Consider the following 14,712-nt stretch of genomic DNA (forward strand, 5'->3'; position numbering starts at 1 on the left):
CCCCGCCGGCCACCCAGACCCCGCCCCCCAACACCCCCGCCTACTTCGCCGCCCGTCCTGGGGTGCCGGCCGCGCCCCGTTAACCGCCCCCCCCACTCCACACATCGCCTTGTCCACAGCTCCGGTGCCCGCTGGTTCGCGCGCCCGCAACCCCGGGCAGCCTGGGCGGCATGTCGAACGACTCCGGTAAGGCAACCGAGGACGGGGCCGAGGAGGCCGCGCACCGGGCTCGATTCCGCGCGCTCTGGCTCGAGCGCACCGCCGAGGCCCAGCACGGGGTCATCGGTCGTGCCCAACTGGACGACCTCGGATTCCCGGCCAAGGAGATCGGCAGGCTGGTGCGCCGTCGCGAACTGGTCCGTGTCTTTCCCCGCGTCTATGTCGACCACACGGGTCCATTGACGTGGCAGCAACGTGCCCGAACCGCGGTGCTGTACGCCGACCGCATCGACGCGGTCGCCGCCGTTGCCGCGGTGGTCGGGCGCCGCGGAGTGACCGCCGCGTCGCTCGCCGCCGCGATCGCACGCTTCCCGAAGCTGCCTCGGCGCGGCTTGCTGCGAGACGTGATCGAGGATCTGGCCACGGGCGCGTCCTCCGTGCTCGAGCACGAGTACCTGGTGCGGGTCGAGCGCGCCCACGGGCTCCCGCGACCCGTTCGACAAGCACCCCGTCGTACCTCGGACGGACGGCAGTTCCGCGATCTGGAGTACGGCGACTTCGGGATCGTCATCGAACTCGACGGACGTCTCGGCCACGATTCCTGGGGAGTCAGGGCAACGACGCCGACCGGGAGCTGGACGACCTGGCGAACACCGACACGGTCACCGCCCGCCTCCGCTGGCACCAGGTGTTCGGGACGCCATGTCGCACGGCGGGCAGGCTCGCCCGGATTCTGTGCCGACGCGGGTGGCGGGGCACCCCACGCCCTGTGGCCCGGGGTGCGTGGTCGTTGCGTCGATGTGTGGAGTGCTGTGACGGAATGCCCGTCAGGACACCTCACACGAACACATCACACCACGGTGCTACCCCGCCCACCAGCCGCGGCCGAAGGAATCGCCGTACGACGCCCCGCGGCCGCGCGCCGAGGACCGGTCGCCCAGATAGGAACCGACCACCGCGGCGCCGAGGTCGTCCAGCTCGGGCGCGACCACCCGGCCCTCGACCCGGTCGGCCATCGAGTCGATGAACCGGGCGAGCCCTGGGTCCTCGCCGAGCCGGAAGAACGTGGTCTGGGCGCCGAGGCGACGGCTGTTGTCCAGCTCGGCGACCGATCGCGCGATGGTGAGCGGGTGCGGCGGGTAGGAGAACCAGACGTCGCCGTCGGCCTCCAGGTGGGCGGTCGGCTCGCCGTCGGTCACGATGAGCAGCACCGGCTGGGCGTTCGGATGCTTCCGGAAGAAGCGGTTGGCCAGCAGCAGCGCGTGGTGCAGGTTGGTGCCCTTGTCCCACATCGCATCCAGCGCGGTCAGCCGCTCGATCTCCATCACCTCGGCGTAGCGGCCGAAGCCGATCAGCTGCAGCGCATCGCCGCGGAACCGGGTCCGGATCAGGGTGTGCAGGGCCAGCGCGGTTCGCTTCATCGGCACCCAGCGGCCGTCCATCGCCATCGAGAACGAGGTGTCCACCAGCAGCGCCACGGCCGCCTGGGTGCGTGCCTCGGTCTCCTGCACCTCGATGTCGTCGACGGTGAGGCGCAACGGCCCCGGTCGCTCCCCTGCGGTGCGGATCACCGCGTTGGTGATGGTTCGCGGCACGTCCCAGGGCTCGGTGTCGCCGAACGCCCATGGCCGGGTCGCCCCGGACAGGTCGCCGGCGGCCCCGGCCCGCCGCAGCTCGCGTTGACCGGCCCGCCCCGAGAGCCGATCGGCGACATCGCGGAGCAACGACCTGCCGAGCTGTCGCATCGCCCGCGGGGTGAGCCGCAGGTCGCCGTTCGAGCCGCGCTCCAGCGCGCCGGTGTCGCGCAGCGCCTGCTCCAGTCGCTGCAGCGCCCGTGCGTCGACGGCGGCCTGGTCGCCCAGTTGACGGGTGAGCGCCTCGAGGTCGATGTCGTCGAGCCGACTGCCGGCGTACGAGCCGGAGAGCTGTTCGCCGAGCCGGTCCAGCTCGGCGAGATCCTGCAGCACGCCGGTGCCGTCACCCAGGCCGAGGCCGTCGGAGCCCTCGAACGACTCCGAGCCGCCCCAGTCCTCGCCGGGGCGGAGGGCCTGCAGGTGCGAGTCGAGCTGGGCCAGCTGATCCATCAGCTCCGCAGAGCCGAACGCCTGGGCCGAGAGCTCCATCAGCTCCGCGCGCTGCTCCGGGCTCATCGAGTTGAGCATCCGCTGGGCGGCGGCCGCCCGCTGCGCCATCGCGTCGAGCAGCTCCTCGATGCTCTGCGGGTTCTCCGGAAAGTAGTCGCCGTGCTTGGCCATGAAGTCGGCGAAATCCGCCGGAGTGTCCTCACCGAGTCGATGCTTCTCCAGCAGCTCGTTGAGGTCGGCCAGCATCTGTCGCACGCCCTCGCGATCGGCCTCGGTGGCGTTCTCCAGGGCCTCCTTCATCCCGGCGAACCGCTGGTCGAGCATCTCCCGGCCCAGCAGATCCTTGATCTGCTCGAAGGTCTCCCGGGCCTCGCGGGAGCTCCACTCGTACGACGACAGCTCGGTCACCGCCGCGGCCGGACTGGGCGGGAGGCTGTCCAGCTGCATCTCGCGGAACGCGCGGTCGCCGTCGTCCATCTCGACGTCCCGGGCGAGCTGCTTGCGCTCCTCGAGCACCGCCTTGTCGAGCAGCTCGCGAACCTGTTCCAGGGTGCCGTCGAGGTCGTGCCGCGACAGCAGCTCGCGCCGCCGCTCGGCGACCCGGCGAGCCAGCTCGTCGAGGCCGGTCTGATCGCGCCCGCCACGGCGCAGGAACTCCCGCATCGCCCGCTCCGGGCTGTATCCCGCCATCACCTCCTCGCCGATCGCGTCGAGGGCCTCGGCGAGGTCGACCGGTGGAGCCAACGGGTCGCCGCCCTCGTAGCGGCGGTAGCGCTCAGCCATAGACGGTCTCTCCGTCGGCGGAGTCCTTGCCGATCTTGCGAGCCAGGTAGAGCCCCTCCAGGGCGAGCTCGATCGCGCCGGCCCGCTGCCCGTCGTTCGGATGGCGCGCACCGTCACCGGGATGCAGGCGCTCCACCACCTCGTCGTACAGCTCCGACTCGCCGAGCACCGGCAGACCGGAGAGGAAGTCGCGGGCGGAGACCTGGGCACCGGTGGTGATCATCCGGCCCCCCTCGACGGCGTCGACCAGCAGGGCGAAGTCGAGCCCGCGGAACCGGCCGCGGACGGTCTCCGCGATCGCGGTGCGCAGCAGATGGGTGAGGATCTCGGCCTCGCGTCCCTCCTCGCCGGACTCGAACTCGATCTTCCCGCCGAGCACCTCCACCGCGGTCTCCAGGTCGACCACCCGGGCGACCGGGGTGTCCTCGCCCTGGACGGTGGCGCGGTGCAGCGCCGCGGCCGCGACCGTCTCCGCTCCGGCGATGGCGAACCGGGCCGAGACGCCGGAGCGCTGGTCGACCGAGCTGGACGCGCGCAGGTTGCGGGTGAACCGAGCCAAGATCTCAAGGAGATAGTCGGGCACGTCGCCACCGATCTGGTCGAGCTCCGCCTCCTGCCGGATGACGGCGATCTCCGCGGCGAGCTCGCGCGGATAGTGGGTCCGGATCTCCGCACCGAAGCGGTCCTTGAGCGGAGTGATGATCCGGCCCCGGTTGGTGTAGTCCTCCGGGTTCGCGCTGGCCACGACGAGGACGTCGAGGGGCAGCCGGAGGACATACCCCCGGATCTGGATGTCGCGCTCCTCCATCACGTTCAGCATCGCGACCTGGATCCGCTCGGCCAGATCGGGCAGCTCGTTGATGGCGACGATGCCGCGGTGGCTGCGCGGGATGAGGCCGAAGTGGATCGTCTCCGGGTCGCCCAGGGAGCGACCCTCCGCGACCTTCATCGGGTCGACGTCACCGATCAGGTCGGCCACGCTCGTGTCGGGGGTGGCCAGCTTCTCGGCGTACCGCTCGCTGCGATGGCGCCAGGCCACCGGCAGGTCGTCGCCGAGCTCGGCGGCGCGCCGGATCGAGGCGACGGTGACCGGCTCCTCGGGGTGCTCGGCCAGCTCGGAGTCGGCGATGACCGGCGTCCACTCGTCCAGCAACCCGACCAGGGTGCGCAGCAGCCGGGTCTTGCCCTGGCCGCGCTCGCCCAGCAGGACGACGTCGTGGCCGGCGATGATGGCCCGCTCGGTCTGCGGGATCACGGTGTGCTCCAGGCCGTGCAGGCCCGGCCAGGGGTTCTCGCCGGCGCGGAGCTTGGCGAGCAGGTTGTCGCGCAGTTCGGCGCGGAGGCTCTTGTGCTGATGGCCGGCGGCGCGCAGCTCGCCGAGGGTGGAGATCGCGGGGGCAGACACGCTTCTCACGCTACGCCGGGCGCCAACCCGGTGGGTGTCGGCGCGGTGACGAGCCGGACGGCTCGAGTCGGATCACCTGGTCGACCCGGTCCAGGCCGGCCTCGGCATGGGTGATCCAGACGACCGTGCGTCCGGGTCGCTCCCCGTCCCCGGTGTGCCCGCTGTGCCCGGTGCGCCCCGTGCGCCCCGTGCGCCCCGGGCGCCCCGGGCCCCCGGGGTGCCCGCTGTGCTCGTCTGCGGCCCGGTCCAGCACCTCCGCGGCGAGCGCCTGCGCCGTCGGGGTGTCCAGATGCGCCACCGGCTCGTCCAGCACCAGCACCGGCTGGTCGGCGAGGATCGAGCGCGCGATGGCGATCCGGGCCCGCTCGCCGCCGGAGACGTCGGCGCCACCGTCACCGATCCGGGTTGCCAGGCCGCCCGGGAGTCGGTCCAGCCAATCACCGAGGTGCGCTTGCCGAAGAGCGGTCTCGAGGGCGTCGTCACCGGAGCCCGGCCGGGCCAGCCGGACGTTCTCGGCCAGCGAGGAGGCGAAGATGTGCGGGTCGTCGTCGACCAGGCCGACCCGGCCGCGCACCGCGGCCAGCTCCAGGGCGTCGAGCCGTTGTCCGTCGAGCCGGACCTCCCCGGTCGCCGGGTCCCAGAACCGCAGCAGTACGCCGGCCAGCGTGCTCTTGCCAGAACCCGACGGTCCGACCACGGCGACGCGCCCACCGGCGGGAACCGCCAGATCAAGATCTGCCAGCGCCTCATGGCCGCCCCGACGCACGCCCACCCCGGCCAGCTCGAGGGCGCCGGCCGGGTCCGCGGGCGTCAGCGGCTCGGCGGGCTCACGCACCGCCGGCTCGAGCCGGGTCAGCTCGTCGAGTCGTCGCCGGGCGGCGTGGGTACGGGCGCGGGCCGCGCCGGCGTCGGCCATCGTCCCGGCCGGTTCGGCCAACGCCAGCGGGATGAGGGCCAGCAGGGTCAGCACCGGCCCGGAGTCGACCGGGGCGAGCCAGGCCACGGCGGCGACGCCGCAGCCGGCCAGGGTCAGGATGAGCGCCCGCGCCATGCCGAGCCAGCAGGCCCCCTCGCGGCCCGCCCGACCGATCTGTCGACCGAGGTCGTCGACCCGGGCCAGTGTCGGCCGCTCGGCCTGCCACATGCGCAGCTCGGCGGCCGTCTGGGCGGCCTCCACGATCGCCTCGGAGAGGGTGGCCCGGCTGCTCACCAGTCGTCGTTCGGCGGCCGCGACGCCACACCGGGCCAGCGTGAAGGCTCCGGCTCCGCCGACCAGCGCACCGGCGGCGATCACCGCGGCGGCCGGCGGGGAGATCAGGGCGGCGCCGAGGCTCGCGATCACCGCGGTGACCGCGAAGGCGCGCACCGGCAGCCGGACTCGCAGCTCGTCGTCGAGCACCGCGTCCACGTCGTCCACGATGCCGGCCAGCAGATCGCCGCGCCGCCGCGGGAGCGCGCCGGGCACCAGCGGGACCATCGCGTCGTAGACCCGGACCCGCTCGACGGCCAGCAGCCGGAGCGCCTCGTCGTGGGACCACAACCGCTCGACGTAGTGCAGCACCGGCCGGGCCAACCCGAACGTGCGCACCCCGACCATCGCCACCACCAGGGTGAGGATCCCGGGCTGGTACGACGCCTTGACGATCAGCCAGCCGGCCAGGGCGGTCAGCGCCACCCCGCTCGTGCTCGCCAGCCCGCCGAGGGCGGCGGCCGCCCACAGCCGGCCGCGACGCCCAGGCGGGCTGGTCTCGACCGGCTCGACCAACGCAGCGGGCTGGATCGACGCCGGGGGCTGAACCGACGCAGGGGACTCGACGGGCGGGGTGGTCTCGGCCGACGCAGGCGGCTCGACCGGCTCGACCGGCCCAGGCGGCTCGATAACCGGGAGGGCGAGCTCGATCACCCGGTCGGCGAGGTCGACCAGGGAGTCCCGATGCGCCACGAGCACGACGCCCCGCGACCGCCCGAGCCGGGCGACCACGTCGGCGATGACCTGCTCGGTCTCCGGGTCCAGGTGAGCGGTGGGCTCGTCGAGGAAGACCCACTCCCGATCCGAGACCAGCACCCGGGCCAGCGCGAGCCGTGCCCGCTCGCCGGCCGACAACGTCATCCCGTCCTCGCCCAGCTCGCTGTCCAGGCCGCCGGGCAGTGCCCGGACCCGGTCCGCCAGCGCCACCTCGGCCAGTGCCTGCCACAGCTCGGCGTCACTCGCCTGCGGCGCGGCGAGCCGCAGGTTGTCGGCGACGCTGCCGGCGAGGAAGACCGGCCGCTGTGGCAGCCAGGCGATCTGCTCGGCCGCGGGGCGTCGTACCCATCCCGAGGTCGGGTCGATCAGACCGGCGAGCAGCGCCAGCAGGGTCGACTTGCCCGCACCGCTGGGCCCGGTCACCGCGGTGACACCCGGCGTCGCGATGAGCTCGTCCACGCCGACCAGCGCCGGCCAGCTCCGGCCCGGGTAGGTCACGCTGGCGGCCTGGAGCCGGATCGGCTCGCCCGACCGCAGCCCCGGTGCCGGATCCGGCCCGGCCTCCCCCGGACCTGGCGCCTCGGGCGCCTCCGCCGGGTCGGCCCCGGTCAGCTCGGCGGCGGCCTCGAAGGTGGCCACCCCCTCGGCCGCGGCGTGGAACTCGGTGCCCACCCGGCGCAGCGGCCAGTACGCCTCCGGCGCCAGCAGCAGCACGATCAGCGCGGTCTCCAGGGACAGGTGCCCGGCCGCCAGCCGCACGCCCACGGTGACCGCGACCAGCGCCACCGAGATCGTCGCCACCAGCTCCAGGATGGTCCCGGAGGCGAACGCGATCCGCAGCGTGGCCAGGCTGCGCCGCCGATAGGTGTCGGTGACGGCGCGGATGGTGCTCGACTGTGCCCGCGCCCTGCCGTAGGCGACCAGCGTCGGCAGTCCGCGCACGACGTCGAGGAAGTGGCCCGACAGCGTCGACATCGCCCGCCACTGCGACGCCGCCCGATCCCGGGTGGCGAGCCCGACCAGGATGCCGAAGACCGGGATCAGCGGCAGCGTGACCAGCACGACCAGTCCACTGGTCGGGTCGAGCACGGCGATCGCGGCGAGCACCAGCACCGGGCCGATGCCGGCGATCACCATCGCCGGGAAGTACCGGGTGAGGTAGGGCTCGGCCGCGGTGACACCCCGGGTGGCCAGTGCCGCCAGCGATCCGCTGGTGGCACCGGGACGGGCCAGGATCGCGCCCAGCACCCGCCGGCGCAGGTCACGGCCGACCAGACCGGCCGCGCGGGCCGCGGCCAGGTCGCCGATCCAGCCGATCAGGCCGCGAGCGAGGAAGACCGCGACCACACCGAGCGCCCATCCCCACACCGTCCCGGAGTCGAAGACGGCCAGCAGCAGATGGGTGACGGCCCACGCCTGGGCGACCAGCAGGGCGCTGCCGAGCGCGCCGGTGGCGATGACCACGACCAGCGGTCCGCGGGCCGGTGCGAGCTGCCGGCGCAGCCGCGGGTCACCGGGTCTCATCGTCGCCCCCGAGGCCTCGGCCACGGCTCACCCACCTTCCCGGTACGCCGACTCAGTGCGCCAGCTCCTCGGTGGGGATGTGATGCACGCTGATCCGCTTGCGGAAGATCCAGTAGGTCCAGGCCTGGTAGGCGAGCACCAGCGGGGTGAAGATCGCCGCCACGATCGTCATCACCTTCAACGTGTACGACGTCGCCGCCGCGTTGGTGGTGGTCAGCGAGTACGCCGCGGCGGTGGTCGAGGGCATCACATCGGGGAAGAGCGCGACGAACAGACCGCCCACGGCCAGCCCGATGGCCAGGAAGTTCCCGAGGAAGGCCCAGCCCTCCCTGCCCAGGTACGCCGCGGCGAGACCGGCCAGCAGCGCGACCGCGGCCAGCGCGAACATCACCGCCGAGCCGGCGTTGCCACGCAGCGCCTGTGACCAGACCAGGAAGACCACCGCGACCACCGCGGTGATCAGGCCCACGCGGATCGCCAGCCGTCGGGCGCGGTGCCTGATGTCGCCGTCGGTCTTGAGGGCCACGAAGAGTGCCCCATGGGTGAGGAAGAGCAGCAGCGTGGTCAACCCGCCGAGCAGGGCGTAGGGGTGGAGCAGGGTACCCAGATTGCCGGTGAACTCCTTGTCGGCATCGATCGGGACGCCGCGCACGATGTTCGCGAAGGCGATCCCCCACAACACCGAGACCAGGAACGAGGTCACGGTCACCGCCCGGTCCCACCAGCCGGCCCAGGTCGCGCCGGGACGCTGGTGCCGGTACTCGAAGGCGACCGCGCGCACGATCAGGGAGAACACGATGAAGAGCAGCGGCAGATAGAAGCCGGAGAACAAGGTGGCGTACCACTCCGGGAAGGCGGCGAACATCGAGCCGCCGGCGGTGAGCAGCCAGACCTCGTTGCCGTCCCAGACCGGGCCGATGGTGTTGATCAGCACCCGGCGCTCACGATCGTCGCGGGCCAGTACCGGCAGCAGCATGCCGACACCGAAGTCGAAGCCCTCCAGGGTGAAGTAGCCGACCCACAACACGCCGATCAGGCAGAACCAGAAGGTGGTCAGTTCCATGGTGGATTCCTAGTAGGCGAAGTTGAGGGGTTCGTCGGCGTCGGCCTCCGACCCGGATCCACCGCGCAGCGACGGGTCGGGGGGCTCGACGAACGGCTCGGGTCCCTGGCGCACCACCCGGACCAACAGCCCGACCTCGATCACGGCGAGGACGGCGTAGAGCAGGATGAAGCCGATCAGCGCGATCGCGAGCTCGACCATGTTGCCGGTCGGCGAGACCGCCTGGTCGGTGGTGAGCAGGCCGAAGACCGCCCAGGGTTGTCGGCCCATCTCGGTGAAGATCCAGCCCATCGAGTTGCCCAACAGCACCATCACCGGCACCGAGATCGCCAACGCGGGGAAGAATCGGCCGACCAGACCGCCGGTCGGCGCCCGTCCGCGCCGGGTCAGCCAGAGCACCACCGCTCCGCAGAAGGCCCCGACCACACCGAGCCCCATCATCCAGCGGAAGCTCCAGTAGGTGACCGGGATGATGGGGGTGTAGTCGCCCGCGGAGTAGTAGGCGGCGCTCGGGTCCTGGCCGTACTTCGCCCGGTACTCCTTCTGCAGGTCGTAGATGCCCTGCACCTTCCCGTCGAAGCTCCCGGTCCCGAGGAACGAGAGGACGCACGGCACCTCCAGCGCCCACTTCTTGTGCTTGCCGTCCCTGGTGCCGATGGTCAGGATCGAGAACGGCGCACAGGAGTCGGAGGTGTCCCACAGCGCCTCCGCGGCGGCCATCTTCATCGGCTGGACGTCGGTCATGATCTTGCCCTGGAAGTCGCCGCTGACCGCGACGCCGACCCCGGAGACGAACAGGATCACGGCGGCCATCCGCATCCCGGAGCGATACATCGGGCGTCGGCTGCTGCCGTCCTGGTCGCGGTGCCGCTTGACCCACAGCCAGCCGAAGACGCCGAGCATGAACGCACCGGCGGTCATGTAGGCGGCCAGGATGACGTGCGGGAAGGTGCCGAGCTGGACCTTGTTGGCCATCACGGCCCAGAAGTCGTCGAGCTCGGCGCGACCGGTCGTGGAGTCGAAGTGGTAGCCGACCGGATGCTGCATCCAGGAGTTCGCGGCCAGGATGAACCAGGACGAGGCGAGCGTGCCCAGGTGCACGATCCACATGCAGGCGTTGTGCAGCCCGCGCGGGAGCTTGTCCCAGCCGAAGATCCACAGGCCGAGGAAGGTCGACTCGAGGAAGAACGCCATCAGCGCCTCCACCGCGAGCGGCGCGCCGAAGATGTCGCCGACGAATCGGGAGTACGCCGACCAGTTCATCCCGAACTGGAACTCCTGGATGATCCCGGTCGCGACGCCGATCGCGAAGTTGATCAGCAGCAGCTTGGAGGTGAACTTCGTCAGCCGCAGCCAGTCCGGGTTCTTCGTCCGGAGCCAGATCGTCTCCATCACGGCGACGACCATGGTGAGCCCCACCGTGAGCGGGACGAACATGAAGTGGTAGACGGTGGTGAAGCCGAACTGCCACCGGGCTAGGTCGAGGACGCTGTCCACGGCTCCACTATGGCCCTCCGCCCGGGCCGCTGTCGCGCGGCACCCGGACGAGGCCTCGAGGCTGTTCGCTGGATCACAGCACCCCGTCGGGGTATCCGGGGCACTGCCCGTCGGTGGGCACCACCACGACCGGGCACGGTGCCTCGCGCAGCATCGCACGCGCCGTACCGCCGAGGTGGCCGCGCGGGAAGGCCCGCCGCCGGCGTGCCAGGATCAGCAGGTCGGCGTTCTCGCCGAGGTCGCGCAGCGCCAGCGCCGGATGAGACTCCACCACCTGGATCCGGGTGGTGACGTCGGGATAGTCGGCGAACACCGGGGCGGCGACCTCCTCCAGCGCCGCGCGCATGTCCTGCTCCCAGTCCTGGGTCTCGATCTCGGAGAGCAACAGGCCCTCGTACGCCGCGGTGGGCAGCTGCCAGGAGTGCACGATCTCCAGCCGCGACTCGCGCAGCCGGGCGATGCGCAACGCCTCGCGCAGCAGCGGCTCGGCGGAGTCGATCGTCTTGATCCCCACCCCCACCACGCCCCGGTCGTTGCCGGCCCAGGCCTTCGGGATGGTCGCCACCGGACAGGCGGCGGCCGACGAGATGGCGGTGATGGTGGAGCCGGTGACCAGGCGTTCCACGCTGGACTTCTGCTGGAAGCCGAGCACCACCAGCCGGGCCTGGTGGGAGAGCTCGAGCAGGGCCGCCTGGCGCTGGCCGTGCAGCAGGTAGCCGTGCACCCGATCGGCCGGCAGAGAGGCCCGGGCGAGGGTGACCGCCTCGTCGAGGACGGCCTGCCCCGCCTCCTCCAGGCCCGGCACCACCGTCGGCACCAGACCGGAGTAGCCGGTCACCACGTGCGCGATCGCCAGCTCGCTGCCGCTGCGCCGGCAGATGTCGACGGCGTAGCGTGCCGCGACGTCGCTCGGCTCGGACCCGTCGACGGCCACCATCACGGTGTCGCTCACGGTGTCGCTCGGACCGTCGGCGCCGCCGACTCCTCCGGACGGCTCGGCGGGCGTCTGGTCGTGCTGCTCGGGGAGTGTCATGGCTGCCTCCACGGGATCGGCCGATGTGATCTCCATCATGTCTCGACACGACGGCCCAGCACACCCCGACGCGCGCCGGGCGTCACACGTACGACGACCCGCCGAGGGCTCGGCGGGTCGTTCGTGCTGGCCGGTGCCGGCCGGTGCCGGTCAGGTGGCCGACCGGCTCACTGGCTGGTCAGGTCGGTGGGGAGGTCGCTCATGTCGGTGGGCAGGTCGCTGGCGAGGTCCGAGGCCGCATCGGAGGCGGCATCGGAGGCGGCGTCGCTGACACAGCTGGTTAGGTCGCTGGTCAGACCGTCGATCGCCTCGCTGTCGTCGGCGGAGGCGTCGTAGTCCTCGTCGCCGTCGACGATCGCCCGGACGGCACCGTCGGAGAGGTCGGAGTCGTGGATGGCGGTGCCGATGCAGTCGGCGACCGAGTCGGAGATGCTGCTGGCGGAGGTGCCGAACACGCTCGCCGCCTTGCCGTCGGTCAGCGACTTGGCGATGTCGGCGGCCGAGGGCCGGCCGCTGCCGTTGTCGCTACCGCAGGCGGTCAGCGCGAAGGTGAGGGCCGCTGGCACGACGAGAACGGCGGCGAATCGTCGAAGTGAGCGAGGTGAGTTCGTCATGAGCGCCAACCTGCCCGGTGCGTGCGAACGGAAACCCGCGACCTGTGGAAATTATTGCCGAATCCTGGCAGTCCGCTGTCAGACCGTTCCGCATCCATCGGTCGTCCCTGCCCACCACCCGGTCGGCGAAGGACCGGCGATCCTAGGCCGCGGTCAGGAAGGCGAGCAGGTCCTGCCGGGTCAGCACGCCGACCGGCTTCCCGTCCTCGTGCACCAGCACCGCGTCCGAGCCCTCCAGCAGGGCGACGGCGGCACTCGGGTCCTCGCCGGCCCCGATGGTGGGCAGCGGCGGCGACATGTGTTGCTCGACCGAGTCGGTGAGCTTCGCCGTACCGGTGAACAACGCGTCCATCAGGGTCCGCTCGGAGACCGAGCCCGCCACCTCGGCGGCCACCACCGGCGGCTCGGCGCGGACCACCGGCATCTGCGAGACGCCGTACTCGCGCAGGATGTGGATCGCCTCCGCGATCGTCTCGCCGGGGTGGGTGTGCACCAGGTCGGGCAGCCCGCCGTCCTTGCCGCGCAGCACGTCGCCGACCGTCCGGGTGGCCTTCGCGCCGGTGGCGAAGCCGTACTGGGCCAGCCAGTCGTCGTTGAACACCTTGGTCAGATAGCCGCGACCGGAGTCGGGCAGGAGCACGACGATCACCGCGTCGCGGCGTCCCTGCTCGGCCAGTTCGTGGGCGAGCTGCTTGGCGGCGTACGCCGCCATCCCCGACGAGCCGCCGACCAGCAGCGCCTCCTCGCGGGCGAGCCGGCGGGTGAAGGCGAAGGAGTCCTTGTCCGCGACCTCGATGATCCGGTCGGCGATCTCGCGGTCGTAGGTCTGCGGCCAGAAGTCCTCGCCGACGCCCTCGACCAGGTACGGCCGGCCGGTGCCGCCGGAGTAGACCGAGCCCGCGGGGTCGGCGCCGATGATCTGGACGCTCCCGTTCTGCTCCTTGAGGTAGCGGCCGATCCCGGAGATGGTGCCACCGGTGCCGACGCCGGCGACGAAGTGGGTGATCCGCCCCTCGGTCTGCCGCCAGATCTCGGGCCCGGTGGTCTCGTAGTGCGAGCGCGGGTTGTGCGGGTTGGAGTACTGGTCCGGCTTCCACGCACCCGGCTGGGAGGAGAGCCGGTCGGAGACGTTGTAGTAGGAGTCGGGGTGCTCCGGCGGCACCGCCGTCGGGCAGACGACCACCTCGGCGCCGTAGGCCTTGAGCACGTTGCGCTTGTCCTCGCTGACCTTGTCCGGGCAGACGAAGACGCACCGGTAGCCCTTGCGCTGGGCCACCATGGCCAGGCCCACGCCGGTGTTGCCGGAGGTGGGCTCCACGATCGTGCCGCCCGGCACCAGCAGGCCCTCGGCCTCGGCGGCCTCGATCATCCGGGTGGCGATCCGGTCCTTCACCGAGCCGCCGGGATTGAGGTACTCGACCTTGGCCAGGACCAGCGGCCCGGTCTCTGTCCCGTCGGTGCCGCCGGTCCCGTCGGGGCCGTCGGCGTCACCCGGGAGATCGAGGGTGCGTCCCAGGCGCAGCAGCGGGGTGTTGCCGATCAGGTCGATGAGCGAGTTCACGTACTCCACCCGGTCAATCTATGACCTGCCGGGACCCGTCGGCGCATCCGCGGCTCGGGGCCGGAGGCCGCCTCCGTACAGTGGGCGCCGTGAGGAAGTCAGCCGTCGCCCGAGGCGGGGCGTACGCCGGCGGGGGGATCGTCGCGATCGGCGCCAGCGCGCTCGGCGTCCTGGTGGCCGAGGGGCTGCTGGCGGACCGAGCGGTGCACCAGGTCCAGCTCGAGCACGCCCCCAACCCCACCGGATGGTACGGCGAGGGCCGGACCGGCGAGCCGATCCGGCTCGCCCTGCTCGGCGACTCGAGCGCCGCCGGCTACGGCATGGAGTCCGCCGCCGAGACCCCGGGCGCGGTGCTGGCCGAGGGGGTCGGCGAGGCGGCCGCACGGCCGGTCCACCTGCTCGACCTCTCCGTGGTCGGCGCGCGCTCGGCCGACCTCCATCCGCAGGTCGAGCAGGCGATCGCCGGCGGCGTCGACGCTGCCGTGATCCTGGTCGGCGCCAACGACGTGATCAACCGGGTGCGGCCCAGTGTCTCGGTCTCGCACCTGGTCGAGGCGGTCAAGCGGCTTCAGGTCGCGGGCGTGAAGGTGCTGGTCGGCACCTGCCCGGACCTCGGCACCGTCAAGCCGGTGCTGCCGCCGCTACGGCAGGTGGTGCGCGGCTGGTCGCGCCGGATCGCGGCCGGCCAGACCTATCACGTGGTCCGCGCCGGCGGGCACACCGTATCGCTCGCCGACATCCTGGGCGAGGAGTTCCGCACCCGGCCGGCGTTTTTCTTCGGCGCCGACCGGTTCCACCCCTCCGCGGCCGGCTACGCGGCGCTCGCCCACGTGCTCACCCAGCCCACGCTCGCGCTGCTCGGGGTGGCCGACACCGGCCGGACGCTCACCTACCGCGGCCGCCAGGTGGTGCCGATCGCGTCCGCCGCGCTGCACGCCGTCAGCCGTCCGGGCACCGAACTCGACCCCGCCCCACGGCCGCGGCTGCGGCTGCGGCGGCTGTGGGTGCGGATGCGCCGCTGAG

General features: G+C 72.3%; 10 protein-coding genes. 1 reads left to right on the forward strand and 9 read right to left on the reverse strand.

All coding sequences use genetic code 11. From position 1 onward, the window contains the following. The 9 genes from QM638_RS04910 to QM638_RS04950 form a co-directional block, all read right to left on the reverse strand. Positions 1 to 755 (reverse strand): hypothetical protein (locus QM638_RS04910; protein WP_415140824.1); only part of this gene is annotated, 755 nt, incomplete at its 3' end. Between the two features lie 267 nt (positions 756 to 1,022). Then, a complete protein-coding gene (locus tag QM638_RS04915; protein ID WP_415140825.1) occupies positions 1,023 to 3,026 on the reverse strand; it encodes a hypothetical protein in 2,004 nt (667 codons plus the stop codon). Then, positions 3,019 to 4,440, reverse strand: coding sequence for a magnesium chelatase (locus QM638_RS04920; protein WP_415140826.1), 1,422 nt, complete (start codon positions 4,438 to 4,440; stop codon positions 3,019 to 3,021). The genes QM638_RS04915 and QM638_RS04920 overlap by 8 nt, the downstream gene beginning before the upstream one ends. A 1-nt stretch (position 4,441) precedes the next feature. After that, the gene (gene cydD, locus QM638_RS04925; protein WP_415140827.1) at positions 4,442 to 7,945 is read right to left on the reverse strand and encodes a thiol reductant ABC exporter subunit CydD; all 3,504 of its coding nucleotides are present in this window, start codon (positions 7,943 to 7,945) and stop codon (positions 4,442 to 4,444) included. Between the two features lie 28 nt (positions 7,946 to 7,973). Beyond that, on the reverse strand, positions 7,974 to 8,984 hold the full coding sequence (gene cydB / locus QM638_RS04930) for a cytochrome d ubiquinol oxidase subunit II (protein WP_415140828.1): 1,011 nt from the start codon (positions 8,982 to 8,984) through the stop codon (positions 7,974 to 7,976). Positions 8,985 to 8,993: 9 nt separating this feature from the next. Continuing rightward, positions 8,994 to 10,481, reverse strand: a complete 1,488-nt coding sequence (locus QM638_RS04935) for a cytochrome ubiquinol oxidase subunit I (protein ID WP_415140829.1) — start codon at positions 10,479 to 10,481, stop codon at positions 8,994 to 8,996. 73 nt (positions 10,482 to 10,554) lie between these two features. After that, positions 10,555 to 11,514 carry a universal stress protein gene (locus QM638_RS04940; RefSeq protein ID WP_415140830.1) on the reverse strand — a complete coding sequence of 320 codons (960 nt, stop codon included), beginning with the start codon at positions 11,512 to 11,514 and terminating at the stop codon, positions 10,555 to 10,557. A 167-nt stretch (positions 11,515 to 11,681) separates the two neighbouring features. Further along, the gene (locus tag QM638_RS04945) at positions 11,682 to 12,128 is read right to left on the reverse strand and encodes a hypothetical protein (protein WP_415140831.1); all 447 of its coding nucleotides are present in this window, start codon (positions 12,126 to 12,128) and stop codon (positions 11,682 to 11,684) included. A 142-nt stretch (positions 12,129 to 12,270) separates the two neighbouring features. After that, the gene (locus QM638_RS04950; RefSeq protein ID WP_415140832.1) at positions 12,271 to 13,698 is read right to left on the reverse strand and encodes a cystathionine beta-synthase; all 1,428 of its coding nucleotides are present in this window, start codon (positions 13,696 to 13,698) and stop codon (positions 12,271 to 12,273) included. Positions 13,699 to 13,778: 80 nt separating this feature from the next. Here QM638_RS04950 and QM638_RS04955 point away from each other — a divergent pair, with 80 nt between their 5' ends. Beyond that, positions 13,779 to 14,711 carry an SGNH/GDSL hydrolase family protein gene (locus QM638_RS04955; protein ID WP_415140833.1) on the forward strand — a complete coding sequence of 311 codons (933 nt, stop codon included), beginning with the start codon at positions 13,779 to 13,781 and terminating at the stop codon, positions 14,709 to 14,711. Position 14,712 lies beyond the last annotated feature (1 nt).

The organism is Nocardioides sp., assembly GCF_047606145.1.
Lineage (GTDB): Bacteria > Actinomycetota > Actinomycetes > Propionibacteriales > Nocardioidaceae > Nocardioides.